At 60.9% G+C, this 22,772-nt stretch carries 19 protein-coding genes; 15 read left to right on the plus strand and 4 right to left on the minus strand.

The features are described from left to right. Positions 1–78 precede the first annotated feature (78 nt). Positions 79–1,011, minus strand: a complete 933-nt coding sequence (locus tag J5Y17_RS03775) for an L-lactate dehydrogenase (protein WP_219783869.1) — start codon at positions 1,009–1,011, stop codon at positions 79–81. Positions 1,012–1,281: 270 nt separating this feature from the next. Between J5Y17_RS03775 and ftsW the strand changes: the two genes are divergently transcribed. From ftsW to recN, 14 genes are all read left to right on the plus strand, one after another. Further along, positions 1,282–2,451 carry a putative lipid II flippase FtsW gene (ftsW, locus tag J5Y17_RS03780; RefSeq protein ID WP_219783870.1) on the plus strand — a complete coding sequence of 390 codons (1,170 nt, stop codon included), beginning with the start codon at positions 1,282–1,284 and terminating at the stop codon, positions 2,449–2,451. A gap of 30 nt (positions 2,452–2,481) precedes the next feature. Then, positions 2,482–3,579 carry an undecaprenyldiphospho-muramoylpentapeptide beta-N-acetylglucosaminyltransferase gene (murG, locus tag J5Y17_RS03785; protein WP_219783871.1) on the plus strand — a complete coding sequence of 366 codons (1,098 nt, stop codon included), beginning with the start codon at positions 2,482–2,484 and terminating at the stop codon, positions 3,577–3,579. A 41-nt stretch (positions 3,580–3,620) separates the two neighbouring features. Further along, positions 3,621–5,024 carry a UDP-N-acetylmuramate--L-alanine ligase gene (gene murC / locus J5Y17_RS03790; protein ID WP_219783872.1) on the plus strand — a complete coding sequence of 468 codons (1,404 nt, stop codon included), beginning with the start codon at positions 3,621–3,623 and terminating at the stop codon, positions 5,022–5,024. 77 nt (positions 5,025–5,101) lie between these two features. After that, positions 5,102–6,304, plus strand: coding sequence for an APC family permease (locus tag J5Y17_RS03795; RefSeq protein ID WP_219783873.1), 1,203 nt, complete (start codon positions 5,102–5,104; stop codon positions 6,302–6,304). Beyond that, positions 6,301–6,564: a DUF2484 family protein gene (locus J5Y17_RS03800; protein WP_219783874.1), complete on the plus strand. Its 264-nt coding sequence runs from the start codon at positions 6,301–6,303 to the stop codon at positions 6,562–6,564. Before J5Y17_RS03795 ends, J5Y17_RS03800 begins: the two co-directional genes overlap by 4 nt. 12 nt (positions 6,565–6,576) lie before the next feature. Continuing rightward, the gene (locus tag J5Y17_RS03805) at positions 6,577–6,837 is read left to right on the plus strand and encodes a DUF2484 family protein (protein WP_219783875.1); all 261 of its coding nucleotides are present in this window, start codon (positions 6,577–6,579) and stop codon (positions 6,835–6,837) included. After that, a complete protein-coding gene (gene murB / locus J5Y17_RS03810) occupies positions 6,834–7,799 on the plus strand; it encodes a UDP-N-acetylmuramate dehydrogenase (protein ID WP_219783876.1) in 966 nt (321 codons plus the stop codon). The genes J5Y17_RS03805 and murB overlap by 4 nt, the downstream gene beginning before the upstream one ends. 118 nt (positions 7,800–7,917) lie before the next feature. Then, the gene (locus tag J5Y17_RS03815) at positions 7,918–8,829 is read left to right on the plus strand and encodes a D-alanine--D-alanine ligase (protein ID WP_219783877.1); all 912 of its coding nucleotides are present in this window, start codon (positions 7,918–7,920) and stop codon (positions 8,827–8,829) included. Then, complete coding sequence (locus tag J5Y17_RS03820; RefSeq protein ID WP_219783878.1) at positions 8,817–9,800, plus strand: cell division protein FtsQ/DivIB; 984 nt, start codon at positions 8,817–8,819, stop codon at positions 9,798–9,800. The genes J5Y17_RS03815 and J5Y17_RS03820 overlap by 13 nt, the downstream gene beginning before the upstream one ends. Further along, positions 9,797–11,128: a cell division protein FtsA gene (gene ftsA / locus J5Y17_RS03825; RefSeq protein ID WP_219783879.1), complete on the plus strand. Its 1,332-nt coding sequence runs from the start codon at positions 9,797–9,799 to the stop codon at positions 11,126–11,128. The genes J5Y17_RS03820 and ftsA overlap by 4 nt, the downstream gene beginning before the upstream one ends. Positions 11,129–11,542: 414 nt before the next feature. Continuing rightward, on the plus strand, positions 11,543–13,201 hold the full coding sequence (ftsZ, locus tag J5Y17_RS03830; RefSeq protein ID WP_219783880.1) for a cell division protein FtsZ: 1,659 nt from the start codon (positions 11,543–11,545) through the stop codon (positions 13,199–13,201). A 280-nt stretch (positions 13,202–13,481) separates the two neighbouring features. Then, the gene (lpxC, locus tag J5Y17_RS03835) at positions 13,482–14,423 is read left to right on the plus strand and encodes a UDP-3-O-acyl-N-acetylglucosamine deacetylase (protein WP_370628850.1); all 942 of its coding nucleotides are present in this window, start codon (positions 13,482–13,484) and stop codon (positions 14,421–14,423) included. Between the two features lie 172 nt (positions 14,424–14,595). Then, the gene (locus J5Y17_RS03840) at positions 14,596–15,432 is read left to right on the plus strand and encodes an outer membrane protein assembly factor BamD (protein WP_219783882.1); all 837 of its coding nucleotides are present in this window, start codon (positions 14,596–14,598) and stop codon (positions 15,430–15,432) included. Between the two features lie 13 nt (positions 15,433–15,445). After that, positions 15,446–17,098, plus strand: coding sequence for a DNA repair protein RecN (gene recN / locus J5Y17_RS03845; RefSeq protein ID WP_219783883.1), 1,653 nt, complete (start codon positions 15,446–15,448; stop codon positions 17,096–17,098). A gap of 106 nt (positions 17,099–17,204) precedes the next feature. On the opposite strand, the gene J5Y17_RS03850 is transcribed toward recN, so the two are convergent. Further along, positions 17,205–18,569 (minus strand): FAD-binding oxidoreductase, encoded by a 1,365-nt coding sequence (locus J5Y17_RS03850; protein WP_219783884.1) that lies wholly within the window; start codon positions 18,567–18,569, stop codon positions 17,205–17,207. A 164-nt stretch (positions 18,570–18,733) separates the two neighbouring features. Here J5Y17_RS03850 and J5Y17_RS03855 point away from each other — a divergent pair, with 164 nt between their 5' ends. After that, positions 18,734–20,419, plus strand: coding sequence for a chloride channel protein (locus J5Y17_RS03855; RefSeq protein WP_219783885.1), 1,686 nt, complete (start codon positions 18,734–18,736; stop codon positions 20,417–20,419). Positions 20,420–20,479: 60 nt separating this feature from the next. On the opposite strand, the gene J5Y17_RS03860 is transcribed toward J5Y17_RS03855, so the two are convergent. After that, complete coding sequence (locus J5Y17_RS03860) at positions 20,480–20,821, minus strand: DUF427 domain-containing protein (protein WP_219783886.1); 342 nt, start codon at positions 20,819–20,821, stop codon at positions 20,480–20,482. Between the two features lie 168 nt (positions 20,822–20,989). Further along, positions 20,990–22,771, minus strand: a complete 1,782-nt coding sequence (locus J5Y17_RS03865; RefSeq protein ID WP_219783887.1) for an aminopeptidase P family protein — start codon at positions 22,769–22,771, stop codon at positions 20,990–20,992. Position 22,772: the final 1 nt, after the last annotated feature.

A 22,772-nucleotide genomic window follows, 5' to 3' on the forward strand; every position in this document is an offset into this window, starting at 1 on the left:
CCACTGAATATTTTGTTTAAACGTTCTGATCACTTAAATATCCTTGGTTGAATGGCCTTTGGCGTCAGAGCTTACTCTTCAATACTCCAACGCATCCAGCGTCTCTTTCAACAATCGCGCAGAAGCCCCAAGCGCCTCATGTTCCGCGTCATCCAGTTCCGGGAACAGATCGGACACCACGCCCTGCGCGCCAACGATGCGAGGGATTGAGAGCGCAACGTCCTGCACCCCCTCGACCTTAGGCGTCACGATCGAGACCGACAGTACGGTTTGTTCGTCCTGCGCAATCGCCCGCACGAGGCGCTCAAGCCCTGCGCCAATGCCGTACCATGTCGCGCCCTTGCCATTGATGATCGTATAGGCGGCGTTGCGCACCCCATCATCAATGCGCGCTTTCACACCTTCGGTCAGGGGCACACGCATCTGGGCGGCGAAGTCTTTCACCGACAGCGCGCCTGCGCGCGCCGACGACCAACACAGCACTTCGCTGTCGCCATGTTCGCCCAGCACATAGGCATGCACAGAGCGCGGCGCCACGCCCAGATGTTCGCCGATCAGATGCCGAAACCGTGCGGTGTCGAGGATGGTGCCCGAGCCGATCACCCGCGACGGCGGCAGGCCGGAGAGCCGCGTGGCGATTTGTGTCATGATGTCGACGGGGTTGGTGGCGACCAAGAGGATCGCGTCTGGGGCGGCGTCCAGTACCTTGCCGATGATCTGGCGAAACACTTCGGCGTTGCGGGTCAAAAGCTCCAACCGGCTTTCGCCCGGTTTTTGCCCCACACCGGCGGCGAGGATCACCACGCCCGCGCCCTTGAGATCCGCGTAGTCCCCAGATGTCACCACGGTGGAAGAGGCAAAGGGCACGGCATGCGCAATGTCCTCGGCCTGCGCATGGGCGAGGTTTGCGTTGTAATCGACGAAAACGATTTTGCTCGCGGTGCCTTTCAAGGCGATGGCATAGCCTGCGGCTGAGCCGACCATGCCCGCACCGACGATCCCGATTTTCATAGGCAAACTCCGTGGTTGGAGGAGGGGGAGGGTGAGTTAGCGCCAGACTGCGGGGATTCCCCTTACCGATCAATGACAACGAACAATGAAGGGGATCAATTCGTGTTTTGGCATATCTCGGGCGATATGTCGGCAAAACCCTGCCTTTGTGGCGTTTGGGGGTGTTGAGACCACAATCTGTAGTGGCGCAAATTCGGAAAACCCGCTATCCTCTCCAAATCAGACCCGGAAAACCGGGCGTATGATGATAACGAGGCAGTAGGCGGTATCATGACAGAGATGGTGTATGGCTCGGCGCCGATGCGCGTGGGAGAGCCGATCTTGCCGCGTTGGTGGCGGACAATCGACAAATGGACGCTGTCCTGCGTCTTTATCCTTTTTGGTATTGGGCTCTTGCTCGGGCTCGCGGCATCGCCGCCTCTGGCCGAAAAGAACGGCTTCACGGATCTGTTCCACTACGTCAAACGTCAGGCGTTTTTTGGCTCTGTCGGGCTGATGGTGATGATCGGCATCACTATGATGGACCCGGCGCGGGTGCGCCGTTTTGCTGTTGTGGGCTTTGTTTTGGCGCTCTTTTCGCTATTTCTTCTGCCCGCTTTTGGCACGGATTTCGGCAAGGGCGCGACGCGGTGGTTCTCGCTTGGGTTCGCCTCTGTCCAGCCGTCCGAATTCCTGAAGCCCGCCTTCGTCATCACTTCCGCCTGGCTCATGGCAGCAGGGCTTGAAATCGGTGGACCTCCGGGGCGGATGTATTCTTTCCTGATCACCTCGCTCGTCGTGATCCTCTTGGCGCTGCAACCGGATTTCGGGCAAGCTTCGTTGATCCTCTTCGCTTGGGGGGTGATGTATTTCGTTGCGGGTGCGCCGCTCACATTGCTTGTCGGCATCGCAGGTCTCGTCGTTCTGGGCGGCACCTTCGCCTACAACAACTCCGAACACTTCGCGCGCCGTATCGACGGGTTCCTGAACCCGACGATCGACCCCACGACCCAGATCGGCTACGCCACCAACGCCATCCGCGAGGGCGGATTCTTTGGTGTCGGGGTGGGTGAGGGGACCGTGAAATGGTCGCTGCCCGACGCGCATACCGATTTCATCATTGCAGTGGCTGCCGAAGAATACGGGCTGATCCTTGTGCTCGTGATCATCGCGCTTTACGCGACCATCACCGTGCGCTCTTTGTGGCGTTTGCTGAAAGAACGCGATCCCTTCATCCGCCTTGCGGGCACGGGGCTCGCCTGCGCTTTCGGCATTCAGGCCTTTATCAACATGGGTGTTGCTGTGCGGCTTTTGCCCGCCAAAGGCATGACCTTGCCGTTTGTGTCCTATGGCGGCTCGTCCTTGATCGCGTCTGGCATTGCGCTTGGTGCACTGCTGGCCTTTACCCGCACCCGTCCGCAGGGCGAGATCGGTGACATCCTGATCCGTCGCGGCCGCTGAGCTTTCGCAGATAAATAAAAGAGGTTCCAAATGACCCAAGCCCCCCTTCTTGTCATCGCCGCCGGCGGCACCGGCGGACATATGTTCCCGGCGCAGTCTCTGGCCGAGGTGATGCTGGCGCGGGGCTGGCGGGTCAAGCTTTCGACCGATGCCCGTGGCGCGCGCTACACCGGCGCTTTCCCGCAAGCGGTGGAGATCGAGGTTATGCCCTCGGCCACCTTCGCGCGCGGTGGCATTGCCGCCAAAGCGATGGTGCTGCCACGCATCATGGGCGGCGTGTTCAAGGCCATGTCGAATTTCATGCGCGATAAACCCGCCGTGGTGGTGGGCTTTGGCGGCTATCCGGCGATCCCGGCGGTGGCGGCAGCGACTCTGATGAAATTGCCCCGAATGATCCACGAACAGAACGGCATTCTGGGTCGGGTCAATCAGGTCTTTGCCAAACGCGTCGACAAAGTCGCTTGCGGCACTTGGCCGACCACGCTGCCCGAGGGTGTCGAGGGCGTCTATACCGGCAATCCGGTGCGGGGCGCCATTTTGGAAAAATACGCAGCACCTTACATTGCGCCCGGCGATTATCCGATGGAAATTCTGGTGATGGGCGGCTCTCAGGGCGCGCGCATTCTCTCCGACGTCGTGCCCGAGGCCATTGCGCGCCTACCGGAGCGGATGCTTTCCAACCTGCGCATCAGCCAACAGGCCCGCGCCGAGGACCTTGACCGCGTGACCGAGTTCTACCAGCTGCATGGCATCAAGGCCGATGTTCAGACCTTCATCCATGACGTGCCGAAGCGCATGAGTGAAAGCCAGTTGGTGATCACCCGCTCGGGGGCCTCGTCGGCGGCGGATGTGTCGGTGATCGGGCGGCCTGCGATTTTTATCCCTTTTGCGGCGGCCACCGCCGATCATCAGACCGCGAATGCCCGCGGGCTCGTAGAGGCGAACGCGGCGATCATGATCCCCGAAAGTAAGCTGACGCCCGAGAGCCTCGCCGAGCAGATCGAAAACGTACTGAGCCATCCTGAGGGCGCTTTGATGATGTCGCAGGCGGCGCTGTCGGTGTCGAAACCGCAGGCGGCCGAGGAATTGGCGTCACTGGTCGAAGATCTGGCCTTTCAAGCAAAATAACGGTGCCGATTTAAGGCGCGACAGACGAGTGAGACGATAAGATGAACGCGAGCGTAACCAAACTCCCCACCGAAATGGGCCCGATCCACTTTGTCGGCATCGGCGGCATTGGCATGTCCGGCATTGCCGAGGTGCTGTTGAACCATGGCTATCGGGTGCAGGGGTCGGATTTGAAAGCCTCGAAAATCACGGATCGTCTGAAAGAATTGGGCGCTGTGATCTACGAAGGCCAGCGCGAAGAAAATCTCGAAGACGCCGAGGTTGTGGTGATCTCTAGCGCCATCAAACCCGGCAATCCGGAACTGGACGCCGCCCGTCTCAAAGGTCTGCCGGTGGTGCGCCGCGCGGAGATGCTTGCCGAGCTCATGCGTCTGAAATCCAACGTTGCCGTCGCGGGCACGCACGGCAAGACCACGACCACCACGCTTGTGGCCGAGCTTTTGGTTGCGGGTGGTATCGATCCGACCGTGATCAATGGCGGCATCATCCACGCCTATGGTTCGAACGCCCGGATGGGGCAGGGCGACTGGATGGTTGTCGAGGCCGATGAGAGTGACGGGACATTCAACCGTCTGCCCGCCACCATCGCCATCGTCACCAATATCGACCCGGAGCATATGGAGCATTGGGGCTCGATCGAAAACCTGCGTCAGGGCTTCTACGATTTCGTCTCCGGTATTCCGTTTTACGGCCTCGCCGTCTGTTGCACCGATCACCCGGAGGTCCAGAGCCTCGTCGGCAAGATCACCGACCGCCGCGTTGTGACCTATGGCTTCAATGCGCAGGCCGATGTCCGCGCCGTCAATCTGACCTACAAAAAAGGCGTGGCGCATTTCGACATCGTGCTGGCAGCCGAGGATATGGTGATCGAGGGCTGTACGCTGCCGATGCCGGGCGATCACAACGTGTCCAATGCGCTGGCGGCCGTCGCCGTCTCGCGCCATCTCGGCATGAAGGCCGAAGAGATCAAACAGGCCTTGGCCGCGTTTGGGGGCGTCAACCGTCGCTTCACCAAGGTTGGCGAGATCAATGGGGTCACGATCATTGACGACTACGGCCACCACCCGGTCGAAATCGCTGCCGTGCTTAAAGCCGCGCGTCAGGCCTCCGAGGGGCGTGTCATCGCCGTGCATCAGCCGCACCGCTATTCGCGTCTGCATAGCCTGTTCGACGATTTCTGCACCTGTTTCAACGAGGCCGATGTGGTCGGCATCGCAGAGGTCTACGCCGCAGGCGAGGAGCCGATCGAAGGCGCGTCGCGCGATGATCTCGTCGCCGGTCTCATTCGCCACGGCCACCGCCATGCGCGCGCTGTGACGTCTGAGGACGATCTGGTCCGTCTGGTGCGTGAACAGACGCGCGAGGGTGATATGGTTGTGTGCCTCGGGGCAGGAACGATTTCCGCTTGGGCGCATAACCTGCCGGAGCGGCTTTCAAAAGGCTGATCGCAGCTTTGTTCTAACGCAGAGACAGGGGCGCGGGTCTGAGATAGGCTCAGAGGCGGACGATCTGTGGAGAACTCATGTCTGCACAAGGCAAAACTGGTCATCTCAAACGCCGCATCGGCCCTGGACTGCTCACCGCATATGGCGTGGGCGTCATGGTCGGTGCGGGGATTTATGTTCTTGTCGGCACGGTGGCCGCACAGGCCGGAATTTACGCGCCTCTGGCCTTTTTGCTCGCGGGCCTGATCGCCGCGCCCTCAGCACTCTCCTACGCCGAATTGTCCACCCGCATCCCCGAAGCGGCGGGCGAGGCGGCCTATGTCGAGGCGGGCACGGGGTCGCGGGCTCTGGGCCTCATCGTGGGCCTTGCCATCGTTGCCGGCGGAACGGTGTCCGCCGCCGCCGTACTCAGAGGCGGCGCAGGCTATCTCACCGGATTTGTTGATATTCCTTTTAATATTTCTGTCATTGGGCTGGGCCTCATGCTTCTGGCCGTCGCCATCGTCGGCGTCTTGGAAAGCCTCGCCATGGCCGCCGCCTTTACCGTGATCGAAGTCATAGGCCTAATGCTCGTCGTCTGGGCCGGGTGGCAGGCGCCCGTGTCGCCGGATTTCACCGCCCCGGCAGCACCGTATTTTTCCGGCATCGGTGTCGCTGCAACGCTCGCGTTCTTCGCCTTCATCGGCTTCGAGGACATCGTCAATATGGCCGAAGAGGTCAAACGCCCCGAGCGCAGCCTGCCGATCGCCATTATCGCATCGCTACTCATCACCACGTTGCTCTATGTCATCGTCACCCTTTCCGCCGTGCGCGCCGTCCCGCTCGAAGACCTCGCCGCCTCCGAGCGCCCATTGGCACTGGTCTATGAGGCGGGAGGCGGAGCGGTCGTCGTGCTCTCCGCCATTGCTGTGACCGCCGCTTTAAATGGGGTGCTGGCGCAGGTCGTGATGGCCGCGCGGGTGCTCTATGGTCTTGGCAAGCGCGGCGGCCTCTTGGGGCTCTTTCGTCACGCCCATCCGCGCTTCGGCACACCGGTTCTCGCCACCGTTCTCATCGGCGCGGTGGTGATTGGCGCGGCACTTGTGCTGCCGGTCTCTGATCTGGCGGGGGTGACGTCGACGATCCTGCTGGTGGTTTTCACGCTGGTCAACGGCGCGCTCATCTTGCTCAAACGCCAAAGCCCCAAAGCGCCGTTCCGTGTTGCAAATTGGGTGCCCGTCGTTGGTCTGATCTTCGCGCTTCTGGCGCTGATGGCCTTTGCCTTCGGAGCTGCGTCATGAGCGACCTTGTTTCCTTCGTCGACAATCCGCTGATAGCGCTCGCATTATGGGCGCTTGCCACTATGGCGCTTGCTCCGTTACCTTTGCGCTACCAGATTCTCCCCGGATCAGTGCTGTTGCTCGTGCTGCCCGTGTTGCTCATCTGGACCGGATTGACCTATGGGGTCTGGCCGGTGCTCATCGGTTTAGCTGCTGCCGTGTCTTTGTTTCGAAAGCCGCTCAAGGTGCTGTGGAGGCGTCTTGTGCGCGGGATCAAATAGGAAGTGGCCGCCATGACCCTGTCCCTCACTCTGGCCTGTTTCTGGGCCGTGCTCGCCAATGTGATCGCGATGTTCCCTTCGCGCCGCCACCATTGGCCTGCGGCCTACGTGTTGATCGCGCTGGGGGTTCCTCTTTTGGGATTTGTCACCTATGAGAACGGCCCATGGATCGGGCTGGTCGTCTTGGCGGCAGGCGTGTCGATCCTGCGCTGGCCTGTGGTGTATTTGGGTCGGTGGATCAGAAGAACCTTGGCGCGAGGCCCCGCAGAATGACCTATCCCACGCCCCGTGGCAAACTGACCGAGAACCGTGCGCTCGCCGATCTCACGTGGCTGCGTGTGGGCGGCCCTGCGGATGCGTTGTTTCAGCCGGCGGACCTTGAGGATTTGCAGAGCTTTCTTGCGGATCTCGACCCGACCGTCGACGTCTTCCCGATGGGCGTCGGCTCCAACCTGATCGTGCGCGATGGGGGCATTCGTGCCGTGGTGATCCGCATGGGGCGGGGCTTTAACGGCATCGAGATCGAGGGCAACCGGGTGACCGCCGGTGTCGCCATGTTGGACGCGCATGTGGCGCGCAAAGCGGCAGAGGCGGGCTTGGACCTGACATTCCTGCGCACCATTCCGGGCGCTATCGGGGGCGCGGTGCGGATGAATGCAGGATGCTATGGCTCTTATGTGGCCGATCATTTCGTTTCTGCAAAGGCCGTGACGCGGTCCGGCGAGTTGGTGACGCTCACCGCCGAAGACCTGAATTTCCAATACCGCCAGACCGATCTGACAGAGGGCTATGTGATCGTCGAGGCGACGTTTGAGGCCGAGCGGGGCGATCCCGCAGACCTTGAGGCCAGAATGGTCGATCAACTTGCCCGCCGCGATGCCTCGCAGCCGACGAAAGAGCGCAGTGCGGGGTCGACATTCCGTAATCCGGCTGGGTTCAGTTCGACGGGCAAGGCCGACGATGTCCATGATCTGAAGGCCTGGAAAGTCATTGATGACGCAGGGCTTCGGGGCTTTTCCATCGGCGGCGCGCAGATGAGCGAGATGCATTCCAACTTTATGATCAACACCGGTGAGGCCACCGCGCATGCTCTCGAACTTTTGGGTGAGACGGTGCGAAAAAAAGTATTTCAAAACGCCGGTCTCGCGTTAGAGTGGGAAATTAAGCGCATCGGCGAATTTTCTGGCAATCCGATCCCGGATGGCCTTGCCGAAGCACAAATTTCCGAGGCATAAGTGCCTTAACGCTCTGAGCAGGGCGTATTTTTCCCGAAAGGGAGTAAATCAGACCCCGAAACGGGGCGATTTTTTTAAAGGATCGCACAAAGACGATCCCAGAGTGAGGCGAGTGGACATGTCGAGCAGGCAGTCCCCGAAAGTTGCGGTTCTCAAAGGCGGTCCCTCGGCTGAGCGCGAGGTGTCACTGTCTTCAGGTCGCGAATGCGCTGAGGCGCTTCGGGGTGAAGGATTCGAAGTGGTTGAGATCGACGCAGGCGAAGACCTGTGCGCGCAGCTGACGGCGGTCGCGCCCGATGTTGTGTTCAACGCGCTGCATGGTCGGTTCGGCGAAGACGGCTGTGTCCAAGGTTTGCTCGAATGGATGCGCATTCCCTACACCCACTCCGGTGTCCTGTCCTCTGCGCTCGCTATGGACAAGGAGAAGACCAAGGAGGTCTACCGCGCCGCTGGACTTCCCATCGTACCCTCAAAACTGGCGTCGCGCCTTGAGGTCGAAGCCGGTCATGTGATGGACCCTCCCTATGTGGTGAAGCCCTATAACGAAGGCTCCTCGGTAGGCGTCTACATCGTGCGCGAGGGCTCCAACGCGCCGCGTTTGTCGGAAGAGATGCCGCCGGTGGTCATGGTTGAACAATATGCGCCGGGCCGCGAGTTGACCTGTTCGGTGATGGGCGACAAAGCGCTCTGCGTCACCGATATTCTCACCGACGGCTGGTATGACTACGAGGCGAAATACGCCACGGGCGGCTCGCGCCATGTCTGTCCTGCCGAAATCCCCGAAGAGATCGCCCAAGCCTGTCAGGACTATGCGCTCAAGGCGCATCAGGTGCTGGGCTGTCGCGGTGTGTCGCGGACGGATTTCCGTTGGGATGAGGCGAAAGGGCTCGACGGGCTTGTGCTGTTGGAAACCAACACCCAGCCGGGGATGACGCCGACGTCGCTGTCGCCTGAACAGGCGCAGAAATGCGGCATCACGTTTGGTCAGTTCTGCAAATGGATGGTGGAGGACGCGTCATGCGACCGATAGATCCGACCGAATTTGCCAAGGGTCCGACCGCAGGGGGCTCCGCCCGCGTGTCGGAGGCCGTGGCCCGCGCCCTTCGCGCCCGTCGCGGAGATGCCGAGAGCGCGCCGCAGCGTCCGCGGGACCCGGCACCATCTCGCGCGGCCTACCGGATGAACCGCCTTTGGTTGACGCCATCGTTCCGCTTTTTCCTGCGCCGCATCGCGCCGGTCGCCGCCGTGGCGGCCTGCATCGGGTTGTGGTTCGCGCCGCAAGACAACCGAGAGGCCTTTATGGGGCAGGTGATGGCGATCAAAGCCGAGGTGCAAAACCGGCCTGAGTTCATGGTCAAGCTGATGGCCATTGACGGCGCCTCGGGCGAGTTGTCCGAAGACATTCGCGAAGTCATGGCTCAGGATTTCCCGGTCTCCTCCTTCGATCTCGATTTGCCGGGGTTGTTGGCGCAGGTTGAAAGCCTTGATGCAGTTGAAAGCGCGGGCATTCATGTGCGCGCGGGCGGGATTTTGCAGGTCGATATCGTCGAACGCACGCCCGCAGTGGTTTGGCGCTCCGATCTTGGGCTTGAGATGCTTGATGCCGAGGGGCACCGCGTCGCCGCGCTTGAAAGCCGTCTTGATCGTCCCGACCTGCCGCTGATTGCGGGCGAGGGCGCGGATCGTGCCGTCGAGGAAGCTCTGGCGATCCTCGCAAACGCTGGCCCTCTGACCCCGCGTCTGCGCGGGCTGGTGCGTGTGGGCGAGCGGCGCTGGAACATCGTTCTGGACCGCGATCAGGAAATCCTCCTGCCTGAAATTAAACCGCTGGGCGCGCTGGCGCAGGTGGTGGCGTTGGATCAGGCCAAAGACCTTTTGGGACGTGATGTGGCCACTGTTGACATGCGCCGTCCGACCCGACCGACCGTGCGACTGACCGAAGCTGCACAAGACGAATTGAAACGCCTGCGGGGCGTCGAACTTGGAGTGTCTTATCGATGACCGATTTGTACGAAGCCCAACGGGCGATGCGGAACATGCGCAAAGCCGCCCTGCAACGCGGTGTGATTGCCATTCTCGACGTGGGCAGCTCGAAGATTGCCTGTCTCGTGCTGCGCTTTGATGGCGAGCGTTTCATGGGGGGCGATGGGGTCGGCGCGCTGGCTGGTCAATCGTCTTTCCGCGTCATTGGTGCCGCCACCACCCGTTCGCGGGGTGTGCGTTTCGGCGAGATCGAAGCCATGGCCGAAACCGAACGTGCCATTCGCACCGCCGTGCAGGCCGCGCAGAAAATGGCCCAGACCCGCGTGGATCACGTCATCGCCTGTTTCTCTGGTGGTAGCCCGCGCTCTTACGGCATCGCTGGGCAGGTCGAGGTTGAATATGACACCGTGTCGGAACAGGACGTTGCCCGCGTGCTCGCTTCCTCAGATGTGCCGGACTACGGCAATCATCGCGATGTGCTGCACGCCCAGCCGGTGAACTTCCAGCTCGATCACCGCTCTGGGCTCAAGGACCCGCGCGGTCAGATCGGTCAGAACCTCGCCGTTGATATGCATATGCTCACCGTCGACACCGCGTCGATCCAGAACCTTCTCTATTGTATCAAGCGCTGTGACCTCGAAGTCGCGGGGCTGGCCTCTGGGGCTTATGTGTCCGGCATTTCGGCTCTCGTGGAAGATGAACAAGAGCTGGGTGCGGCCTGTATCGACATGGGCGGCGGCGCGACCGATGTGTCGATCTTCATGAAGAAACACATGATCTATGCCGATAGCGTGCGTATGGGTGGCGATCACGTGACCTCTGACATCGCCATGGGGCTGCAAATCCCGCTCGCCACCGCCGAGCGGATCAAGACCTTTTACGGCGGCATCGTTGCCACCGGCATGGACGACCGCGAGATGATCGAGGTCGGCAGCGATTGTGGCGATTGGGAGAAAGACCGTCGCACGGTGTCGCGCGCCGAATTGATCGGCATCATCCGGCCGCGTGTCGAGGAAATTCTCGAAGGCGTGCGCGAGCGCCTGGATGCCGCAGGGTTTGAACATATGCCCAGCCAGCAGATCGTCCTGACGGGCGGGGCCTCGCAAATTCCGGGGCTCGATAGCCTTGCGCCGAAAATCCTCGGCCAGAATGTCCGCATCGGACGGCCTTTGCGCGTGCAGGGGCTGCCGCAGGCCGCAACAGGGGCGGCCTTTGCTTCGGCGGTTGGCCTTTGCCTCTTTGCGGCCAATCCGCAAGACGAGTGGTGGGACTTCGAGATCCCGGCGGAACGCTATCCTGCGCGCTCGCTGAAACGCGCCGTGCGCTGGTTTAAAGACAATTGGTAAGCGGTTGCAGCCCCTGCGGGGGCTGTGATAAACACAAGATATAGGCAGAAGGCTCGGCAAACGGGTCGCATATATAAAACAGACATAAGGCACGAGAGCAGTGCCCCAGACATGCAAAGACGCTGCGCGGCGTTTTACGTCCCCTCAGGTGAGGGTGGCGCGGGTCGCGTCTCTTCGCATGTCATCTTGCTTAACCGCTAAATCTGGCGCTATGCGCAAAATCCCGCCGAAAATAGCGGCTTCATACCCTATATTTTGTGGCATTCCCGTGTTTTTGGGATGACGCCGTAGACGAAACCCCATAATATTTAGGGTGAATAGGTAAAGTTTGCCCCGATTCAGGGGCGGGGACATCGGGCGGTTTGGGCAGAATGTGCAATCGCCCCGGCACGAGAGAAAGCAGGCGGTACACTCATGGCTTTGAATCTGACGATGCCCGAGCGGGACGAGTTGAAACCCAAGATCACGGTCTTCGGCGTTGGCGGCGCGGGCGGCAATGCTGTCAACAACATGATCGAAAAGGCGCTTGAGGGCGTCGAATTCGTCGTGGCGAACACCGACGCACAGGCGCTTCAACACGCCAAGGCACAGGCCCGTATCCAGATGGGGCTCAAAGTGACCGAGGGTCTCGGCGCAGGCGCGCGTCCCTCCGTGGGCGCAGCCGCCGCCGAGGAAAGCATCGAGGCCATCGTCGATCAACTGGCTGGCGCGCATATGTGCTTCATCACCGCTGGTATGGGCGGCGGCACCGGTACGGGGGCCGCGCCGATCATCGCGCAGGCCGCGCGTGAGCTGGGCGTTTTGACCGTCGGCGTTGTGACCAAACCCTTTCAGTTCGAAGGCGCGAAACGTATGCGTCAGGCGGACGAGGGCGTCGAGCAGCTTCAGAAAATGGTGGACACGCTCATCGTGATCCCGAACCAGAACCTGTTCCGTCTCGCCAACGAGAAAACCACCTTTACCGAGGCCTTCTCCATGGCCGATGACGTTCTGTATCAGGGCGTTAAAGGTATCTCTGACCTGATGGTCCGTCCGGGCCTCATCAACCTCGACTTTGCCGACGTGCGTTCCGTGATGGACGAAATGGGCAAGGCCATGATGGGCACCGGCGAAGCAACCGGCGAAGACCGCGCCGTGCAGGCCGCTGAGAAAGCCATTGCCAACCCGCTTCTGGATGAGATCTCTCTGAAAGGTGCGAAAGGCGTTCTGATCAACATCACCGGCGGGCACGACCTGACGCTGTTCGAACTGGACGAAGCTGCCAACCGCATTCGCGAAGAAGTCGACCCGGAAGCCAACATCATCGTCGGTTCCACGTTGGACAACGACATGGACGGCGCAATGCGTGTCTCCGTCGTCGCCACCGGCATCGACGCCACCGTGGTCGCCGAAGTGCCGGTGCCGCGTCGCCGTCTAGCAGAGCCGCTGCAAGAGCCGACTGTTGTCGAGGAAAAGCTTGAGCAAGCTGCCCCTGCTGCTGTGGCTGCTGCTGCCGCTGTCGAAGCTGCGGCGATCGAAGAGCCGGCCCAACCGACCCTTGACGTGTTCGATCCGCAGGCCACTCAGGCTCGCGCTTCTGCACCGGAAGACACCTTCCGCGCGCTGGATGACGATCTGCCGCCGCCGGCCTATCAGCCGCGTCCGCAGCCAGCACAGCAACCGGCCATGCATGAACCGCAGGCTGACGCCTTTGTCGCGCCGCGCGCACCCGCTCCGGGCACGCCGTCGCCGGAAGCCATGGCTCGTCTTCAGGCCGCTGTCTCCAAACAGCCGCGTGCTGACGTGCGTCACGAGCAACAGCAACCGCGCTACGCACAACCGGCGGCCCAGCCCGCCGCGGAAGCCAAACCGGCGCGTTTCGGCATCAATTCTCTGATCGGTCGTATGACCGGACATGGCGCAGAAGAAGAAGCCCGTCCGGCGGCGCCCGCCCCGCAACCGCAGCAGGCCCGTTTCGGTGCCCAGCCGCAGGTGCGTCCGCAGGTGCATCAGGCTTATGACGAAGATCAGGATCCGAACCCGGAGAACGATAAGATCGAAATTCCGGCCTTCCTGCGCCGTCAGGCAAACTGACATAAACCCGTGAACGAGGGCTTTTGACCCTAAGTGACCCTAGGTCACAATCACGGAAATCACAGACCCTAAAAGGCCGCCCTTGGGCGGTCTTTTCTTTTAGGAAACAGTGCCTTGCCGCGATGCGGCAAAATACTGCGCGGTTTTTTGCTTTCCTCATGAGAGAGATGTTTCAATCCGTTACAAAGATTGAGTTGAGGTCGGGCAGGCTGACTGGTTATGTCTCTGTAAACCAAGCCCGAATTGTCTTCGGTGCTATGAGAAAAGAATGAGGCACAACGTGCAGAGCACAGTCGCAAAAGAAATTCGGTTTGACGGGGTGGGGCTCCACTCTGGTGCGCCTGTTTGCCTTGAACTGTCGCCTGCGCCGTCTGGTCATGGCATTGTTTTCGTCCGCTCCGACATCGCGGGTGACAAGACAGAGACGCGTGCCGCACGTATTCCCGCCCGTTGGGACGCCGTCGTGCCGTCTCAACTTTGCACCCTCATCCGCAACGAAGACGGGGTCGAACTTTCGACCATCGAACACATCATGGCTGCACTTGCGGGCTGTGGCGTGACCAACGTCATCGTCTCCGTCGACGGGCCAGAAGTACCGATCCTTGATGGCTCTGCCGCGCCTTTTGTTGATGGCATCCTCGCCGCGGGTCTGGTGCGTCAGGACGGTCCAGCACGCGCTCTGAAAATTCTGAAACCTGTTCAGGTTGAAACCGAAACGGCAATCGCCCGTCTTGAGCCGTCCGACACGATGGAGATCGAATTTCACATCGACTTCGCGGATCGCGCGATTGGTGTGCAGGACAAGCATCTGGTCATGGCCAATGGGGCCTTTGTGCGCGAACTTTCGAACTGTCGGACGTTTTGCCGTCAGGCCGAGGTCGATATGATGCAGGCCAATGGTTTGGCTCTGGGTGGTGTGGCCGGTGAGAATGCCGTCGTCTTCGATGATGACAAGGTGAATGGTGGCCCCTCCGGTCTGCGTCATGCGGACGAGCCGGTGCGTCACAAGATGCTTGATGCGCTCGGGGATCTTTATCTGGCCGGTGCGCCGATTCTGGGTCGCTACGTCGGTGAGAAATCCGGCCATGCGGTAACCAATGCTCTGTTGCGCAAACTTTTCGCCACGCCGGGCGCTTGGGCCTTTGTCACGGTGGATGCGAAAACCGCAAGCCGTTTGCCGGGCGCCGGTGTCAGCCGGGCCGATCTGGCCTTTTGCGCCTGATTTCCGGCGTTCAAGAGCGGCGATATAACTCCACTTTCCTTCGGAATTCCGGGCGTGACGATCACGTGACGACTTTTCCCGTCTAAAGGCGTTTTGCCTCGGATTTTTCTGTGCTAGGAGTGTGGGCACGCCCCAGTAAGAGGCGTGTGGAACGGTGAGGGTAGGGCCTTTCATGACGGCACGAAAAACAGGTCATTTTGCAATAGTGCTCGGATTTTCCATGGCTTTTTTGACAGCTTGTGGAGACAACGCTCCGACGCGCGATTTGGAAGGCTACCCAGCCGAAGAGATTTATGCGCGTGCGGAATATGAGATCACGCAAAAGGATTACGGTGACGCCGCGCAATATTTCGGCGAGGTCGAGCGCCTCTACCCCTATTCCGACTGGGCCAAACGCGCGCTGATCATGCAGGCCTTCTCCTATCACCGCGATAAGGATTACGAGAGCGCCCGCGTCTCCGCGCAGCGCTTCCTCGATTTCTACCCAGCTGACGAAGATGCCGCCTATGCGCAGTATCTTCTTGCGCTGTCCTATTACGACCAGATCGATGATGTGGGCCGCGATCAGGGCCTGACATTCCAGGCGTTGCAGGCGCTTCGCGCTGTGATCGAGCGCTATCCCGACACCCAATACGCGCGCTCGGCGATTCTGAAATTTGATCTCGCCTTCGATCACCTTGCTGGCAAGGAGATGGAGATCGGGCGCTATTACCTGAAGCGCAAGCATTACGCGGCCGCCTCCAACCGCTTCCGCGTCGTGGTGGAGCAATTCCAGACCACGCAGCACACGCCAGAGGCTCTGCATCGTCTGGTGGAAAGCTATCTGGCACTGGGGCTTGTGGAAGAGGCACAGACCGCTGGTGCGATCCTCGGTCACAACTACCAGTCGACCGAATGGTATCAGGACAGCTACAAATTGCTGACGGGGCAGGGGCTTGAGCCGAAAGCCTTTGAAAACAACTGGCTTGGCGCGATCTATCGTCAGATGATCCGCGGCGAATGGCTCTGAGGCTCACACCAAAATGCTAAGAAGTCTCGACATCCGGGACATGTTGATCATCGACCGGCTGGAGCTTGATTTCCAGCCGGGTCTCAACGTTTTGACCGGTGAGACAGGAGCAGGCAAATCCATCCTTCTAGACAGTCTTGGCTTTGTTCTGGGCTGGCGCGGGCGGGCCGATCTGGTGCGCGCGGGCGCGGCGCAGGGCGAGGTGACGGCCGTCTTTGACCTACCCAAAGGTCACGATGCCGAAGAGGTGCTGACCGAGCTGGGCATGGACACTGACGATGGCGAATTGATCCTGCGGCGGGTGAATACGGCCGACGGGCGCAAGACCGCCTGGGTCAACGACCGGCGCGTGTCGGGTGAAGTGCTGCGGCGTCTGTCGGAGGTTCTGGTTGAGCTGCATGGCCAGCATGACGACCGCGGCCTGTTGAACCCGCGCGGGCATCGCGTGCTGCTCGACACTTTCGGCGGTGTGGATTCGCTGTTGGCTGCGACCCGGAGTGCGTGGAAAACGCTGGCATCTGCGCGTAAGGCGCTGGCAGCGGCAGAGGCTGAACAGGCGGCGTTGAAAGAGGAAGAGGACTTCCTGCGCCACGCCGTGGGCGAGTTCGACGTGCTGGCGCCAGAGCCGGGCGAAGAGGCCAAATTGGACGCCGAGCGGCGCCTCATGCAATCGGCGGAAAAGATCGCCGCAGATGTCGCGAAGGCGCATCAGGCAATCTCCTACGATGGCGGGGAGGGGATGCTCTCGGATGCTCTCAAATGGCTCGAAGGGGCGGCGGAAAAGGCCGATGGGCGGCTTGATAGCGCCATCGAGGCGCTTGGCCGGGCGCTCAATGAACTGGCAGAGGCACAATCCGATGTCGAAGAGTGCATCGAGTCCTTGCGCTTCAATCCGCATGAGCTTGAGACCCTCGAAGAACGCCTTTTCGCGATCCGGGGTTTGGCACGCAAACACAATGTTCTGGCTGATGACCTTCCGGCTTTGGGCGAGGAATTCCGCAGCAAGCTTTCCGCCCTCGACAGCGGTGCGGGCGATCTGGCGGCGCTGGCCAAGTCGGTGACACAGGCGGAGGCCGCCTATGACGCCGCAGCTTCGGCTCTGACAGAGGCGCGCCATAAAGCGGCGTCAGAACTCGACACGCTCATGGCACGAGAATTGGCGCCCCTGAAAATGGAACGCGCGGTGTTTGCGACCGAGATCACCCACGGTGAGGCGGGGGCTGAGGGCCGTGACGAGGTGTCCTTCACTGTTGCCACCAACCCGGGCGCTCCGGCGGGGCCTTTGGGCAAGATCGCCTCCGGCGGCGAGCTGTCGCGGTTTCTCCTCGCGCTCAAGGTCTGTCTGACCCGCGACCAGACCGGCGTGACGATGATTTTCGACGAGATCGACCGCGGTGTCGGCGGCGCCACCGCGGATGCAGTGGGGCGACGGCTGAAGGCACTCTCTGACGAAGGACAGGTGCTTGTTGTGACCCATAGCCCTCAGGTGGCGGCGCTTGGCGGCCATCATTGGCGCGTGTCTAAACGGGTCGAGGACGGTGTGACGCTCTCTGAGGTGACGCCGCTGGACGCAGGCGCGCGAGTCGATGAGCTGGCGCGGATGCTGTCCGGTGATACCATCTCTGACGCGGCGCGAGAGGCGGCAAGGTCGCTTTTGGCGGGCTAAATCAGCGACTTAAGTGCTTTAATCAATCTGTAGCAGATCTCTTTTATACTCTGCCCGTGAAGGGTAGCGAGTTTTGGGCGCGGAGTGCTCCGCGCCCGTTTGCTTTTTAGGGCACCATCTTGCCGGGGTTCAGGATGTTGGTCGGGTCCATGGCGGCTTTAAGCTGCCCCATGATTCCCCAAGCCGCGCCGTGTTCCTCGGGCATCAGGCCCTTTTTTCCTATGCCGATGCCGTGCTCGCCGGTGATGGTCCCGCCCAGTTTCAGCGCGCGTTCGGCCATTAGATGCGCCAGACGTTTGCCCTCTTTGATCTCCGCCTCGTCGTTGGGGTTGACCAGCAGGATCGCGTGGAAATTGCCGTCGCCGACATGGCCCAAAATGGGCCCCTGAAGCGGTGAGGCGGCGATGTCGGCACGGGTCTGTTCGACCGCTTCGGCCAGTTTCGAGATTGGCACACAGATGTCGGTGACCACGGCCTTTGCGCCTTTGCGAAGCGCCAGACAGGCCCAATAGGCGTGATGGCGCATGGTCCAGAGCGCTGTGCGATCTTCGGGTTTGGCGGCCCATTCGAAATCCGATCCGCCGAAATCATGAACGATCTCGCCAAAGGTTTCGACCTGTTCGGCAACTGTCGCGTCAGAGCCGTGGAATTCTACGAAAAGATGCGGTTTCAACGGGAAATCCGCGCCGGAGTATTTGTTCACAGCATCGACACTTTCGGCATCGAGAAACTCGATCCGAGCCATCGGCAGGCCCATTTGGATCGTCGCGATCACGGCCTCGACGGCGGGTGTGATCTCGTCAAAGGCGCAGACGGCGGCGGAGATCGCCTCCGGTTGACCATGGAGCCGCACGGTCATTTCGGTGATCAACCCAAGCGTGCCCTCGGAACCCACGAAAAGTGAGGTCAGGTCATAGCCTGCCGAGGATTTCCGCGCGCGGCTTCCGGTGTGAATGATGGTCCCGTCGGCCAGAACGACTTCAAGCCCGATGACATTCTCTTTCATCGTGCCGTATCGCACGGCGGTCGTGCCCGATGCCCGCGTCATCGCCATGCCACCGAGAGAGGCATTGGCGCCGGGATCGACCGGGAACATCAACCCGGTGCTCCGCAACTCGACATTCAGCGCCTCGCGTGTGATGCCGGGCTGAACCACGGCGTCCATATCGGCGTCATTGACCCGCAGCACGCGGTTCATGCGGCTGAAATCAACCACCAGACCGCCGGAAATCGCCAGCGTCTGGCCCTCCAAAGAGGTGCCAGCGCCGAAGGCGGTGACGGGCACACCATGGGCGTGGCAGATTTTCATGATCTCGGAGACTTCAGTGGTGGTTTCCGGATAGGCCACAGCATCGGGCGGTGTCAGCGGGAACCAGGTCTCAGACAGGCCGTGCTGGTCGAGTTCGGACTTGGATCGTGTGAGCCGACCCTCTAGAACATTGGAAAGCGCGGCATAGGCTGTGTCAATCATGGGGACTCACTTGTCTGTTTAGGCCCGGCGACCATAAAGGAGGCGGGCAGGCAGGGAAAGCGGATGCGCATGGGGATTTGCTCTGTGCGACTGTCTCTGCGACGAACGCCACAGAGGCGCCAGAGAGACGCGACAGACGAGAGAGACGAGGGGGCAGCGGGCAGATGGCCGAAGACAAAACGGCGTATCCGGCGAAGGCGTTTCGGGATATTCGCGAGGGTCTGATCGAGGCGCTCGATCTGATGCGTCGTCGCGGCCCGAGCCAGATTCAGTTTTGGTTCATCGCGCTTCTGATCGGGATCGCCTCGGGCTTTGCCGCGCTGTCGTTTCGCAAGGCGATCGATTATCTTCAGGGCCTGTTCTATGGCACCCATGACCTCCGTCATCTTCATACTTTTGCAAGCGATCTGCCTTGGTACTGGGTGATGCTTCTGCCTGTGTTTGGCGGGCTCTTGGTGGGCATTGTGTTGAACTGGTTCACGCCGGATGGGCGGGTGCGCTCGGTCGCTGACGTGATCGAAGGCGCGGCGATGAACGAGGGGCGGGTGGAGAAACGTGCGGGGATTGCCTCCGCTGTGGCCTCACTCATAACGCTTTCCACGGGTGGGTCCTCGGGGCGCGAAGGCCCCGTGGTGCACATGGCGGGCGTGATTTCCACTTGGGTGTCGAACCGGCTCCATGCCGATGGGATCACCGGGCGGGATCTCTTGGGCTGTGCGGTGGCCGCCGCTGTTTCGGCCTCGTTCAACGCGCCCATCGCAGGCGCTTTGTTCGCGCTCGAAGTGGTGCTACGTCATTTCGCCGTCCACGCCTTTGCCCCCATCGTCATTGCCTCTGCCGCGGGGACCGTGATCAACCGTATGGAATTCGGCGATGTCACGGAGTTCACGCTGGCCGCCGAGGGCGCACTGACATTCTACGTCGAATTGCCGGCCTTTTTGCTGCTCGGGCTCCTCTGCGGTCTGGTCGCCGTCCTGATGATGCGCACGATTTTCATGGCGGATGATTTCGGCTCCTGGGTGCAGGAAAAGCTGCACCTGCCGCCGGTTCTGCGGCCTGCATTTGCCGGGCTTTTGCTGGGCCTCATCGCCATACAGTTTCCGCATATCATCGGGGTCGGCTATGAGACGACCTCTTATGCGCTCACCGGACAATTGCTGTTGTGGCAGGCGGTGATCTACACGGTGATCAAGGTCATCGCCGTGTCCATCACCATGGCGGGGCGTATGGGCGGGGGCGTGTTTTCCCCTGCGTTGATGGTTGGGGCTTTGACAGGGCTTTCCTTTGGCCTCGTGGCGACGGCGATTTTTCCGACCGTGTCCGGCACCGCAACGCTCTACGCGCTGGCCGGGATGGGCGCGGTGGCTGCCGCTGTTTTGGGCGCGCCGATTTCCACCACCTTGATCGTCTTCGAACTCACGGGCGACTGGCAGACGGGGTTGGCCGTTATGGTCACAGTGTCCTTGTCCACCGCGTTGGCCTCGCGTCTGGTGGATCGCTCTTTCTTCCTCACGCTTCTCGAGCGCCGCAACGTGCATCTGGCGGCGGGCCCGCAGGCCTATCTCTTGGCCACCGTCCGGGTGCATCAATGCTACCGTAAGCCCGATGCGCCGCGCGCGGCGTCTGAGGAGGCCTGTCGCGAGTTGATCGGGCAGGGGATTTACCTTTCGCCCAATGCGACGCTGGAAAAAGCCATGCCGATGTTCGAGAAGAACAATCTGATCTTCATTCCTGTCGTGACGCTGCACGAGGAAACCGGACCGGAACTGCATGGCGCACTGTTTCAGGTCGATGCGCTGCGGGTGTTCTCGCGCAAGCTGGCCGAAACCGCGGCGGAAGAGCATTCTTGAATGCAAAAAACGCGGACCTTTTGGTCCGCGTTCTCATCAGTGTGTAGGAACAGAAAAAGCTCAGAGCTGCTCGACTGCGGCCTTCTGCGGGTAAAAGGCGATGTAACCTTTGACCTCGGCGGCCACGTCGTTGGGCTCTTCATAGCTCCAGGCGGCGTTTTCGATCACCACGGATTTGGTGTGGATGTCGAAATGCTTGGCCGTGCCTTTGAACGGGCAGGCCGCGACCGTATCGGTCTCTTCCAAAAACGCCATGGCAAGGTCTTCTCGCGGGAAGTAGATCACCGGCGGGTAGTCGCCCTCGGTCAACTCCAAAGCATTGGCGGTTTCGCCCAAAACGGCCCCGCCCGCGCGCACCACCCATTTGCCTGCTGCCGGGCGAATTTTGATGTGATCTCCCATGTCGTCGTCCTTTTTATATGTATTGCGCGAACCTTAGACCCTTTTGCCCCCCACAGGAAGCCAAACAGAGCCTAAAGCGTCCCGTCAAAACGTCTCATGCGGGGTCGTTAAAACGCGCCTTTTTCGGTTTCGAAAAGGTTCTAACAGGCTTTGCGTGTCAGGTATATGTCAGACGGGTGCAACCGCTTGCCGCAGCCAGGCTTTGGCGGGTTCAGACACTCGATCCTTGAGCTTGTCCCAGACCTCTTCGTGATAGGTGTTGATCCAATCCTGCTCCCAAGGCGCCAGTTCATCCGCGAGGATCAGCGTGCGGTCGATCGGCACCCAAGTGAGCGTCTCGAAACTGAGCATGTCGCGGGGATCTGCGCCTTTGAGTTCAGGCGCCTCTTGCGCCACGATCAGGTTTTCGATGCGGATACCGTAAGCGCCCTCGCGGTAATATCCCGGCTCATTGGACAGGATCATGCCCTCTTCGAGCGGCAACATCGAGAGGCGCGAAATCCGTTGCGGGCCTTCATGGACCGACAGAAAGGCGCCAACGCCATGCCCCGTGCCATGATCGTAATCGCGGCCCATCCGCCATAAGGGCGCGCGCGCCAGAGCATCTAGGTGACCGCCAGCCAAACCACGCGGAAAGCGCGCGGTTGAGATTGCGATCATGCCCTGCAACACGGCGGTGAAAGCGGCGCGTTCTTCGGCACCGGGATCGCCTAAGGCAATGGTGCGCGTAATGTCGGTGGTGCCGTCCTGATATTGTGCGCCGCTGTCGATCAGCAAAAGTTCGCCTTCTCTGAGCGCACGGTTCGTGTCGTCGGTCACGCGGTAATGCACGATGGCGCCGTTGGGACCTGAGCCGCAGATCGTGTCAAAGGATATTTCCTTGAGCTGCCCGGTGTCCGCGCGGAAGGACTCGAGCTGTTTGACCACTTCGATCTCGGTCAGATCTTCGGGCATTTGTTCGGACAGCCAGCTCAGGAACTCGACCATCGCTGCCCCGTCTCTGAGATGCGCCTCGCGCGACCCTGCTATTTCTTCCGGTGTCTTGCAGGCTTTCGGCAGGATACAAGGATCAACGCCTTCGACGATTTCGGCGTTCTTCAGCATGGTTTTGACGGCGAAAGGCGCGCTGCCGGGGTCGACTAGAACGCGGCCCGTCAGTTCTTCCAAAGCGGCGCCGAACGCGGCACGCGGCAGAATGGAAATGCGCGGGTCTGGCCCGAGATGGGCGTATTTCGAGGCATCGTCAAACAGCATCAGCCGCCCGGTCACGGTCAGGATGCCAAAGGCCTGCACTACGGGGTTGTGCGCGATATCAGAGCCGCGAATGTTCAGCAGCCACGACAGGCTATCGGGCAGGGTGAGCACCACCGCCTCGGCGCCCTGTGCCGCCACCGCCTCGCCGATTTCGGCGAATTTTTCTTCGGAGGTTTTGCCCGTCAATTCAAACGGCTGTGCTGTAACTGGCTCAGAGGGCCGCGCCGGGCGGTCGGTCCAAATCTTGTTCACAAGATTGCTCGTCGCGATCAGCTCCTTGTCGCGGGTTGCAAGCATCTGGCGCAGACCTTCCACCTCGCGGATTGTGTGCAGCCACGGGTCAAAGCCGATCTTTTCCGACGACTCCCCCAAAAGCCAGCCGCCCAAAGACGTGCCCGGCCAACCCACGTAATCGAAGATCTTCGGATCGCATTGCGCGCGGACCTGCACCGTGTAGCGCCCATCGGTGAACACGGCAGCGCGTCCCTTCAGCACTACGGCGAAGCCTGCCGATCCGGTAAAGCCCGTGAGCCACGCGAGCCGTTCATCACAAGGGGCGACATATTCGCCCTGATGCGCATCGGCGCGCGGCACGAGAAAGGCGTCCAAGCCCTTGTCCTGCATCTCTTGGCGCAGCGCGGTCACGCGCGGGGCGGCCTGTTCGGGGCGGGAGGTCACGTCAAAGCTTTGGAACATT

This window comes from Celeribacter sp. PS-C1 (assembly GCF_019429625.1).
Taxonomy (GTDB): Bacteria; Pseudomonadota; Alphaproteobacteria; order Rhodobacterales; family Rhodobacteraceae; genus Celeribacter.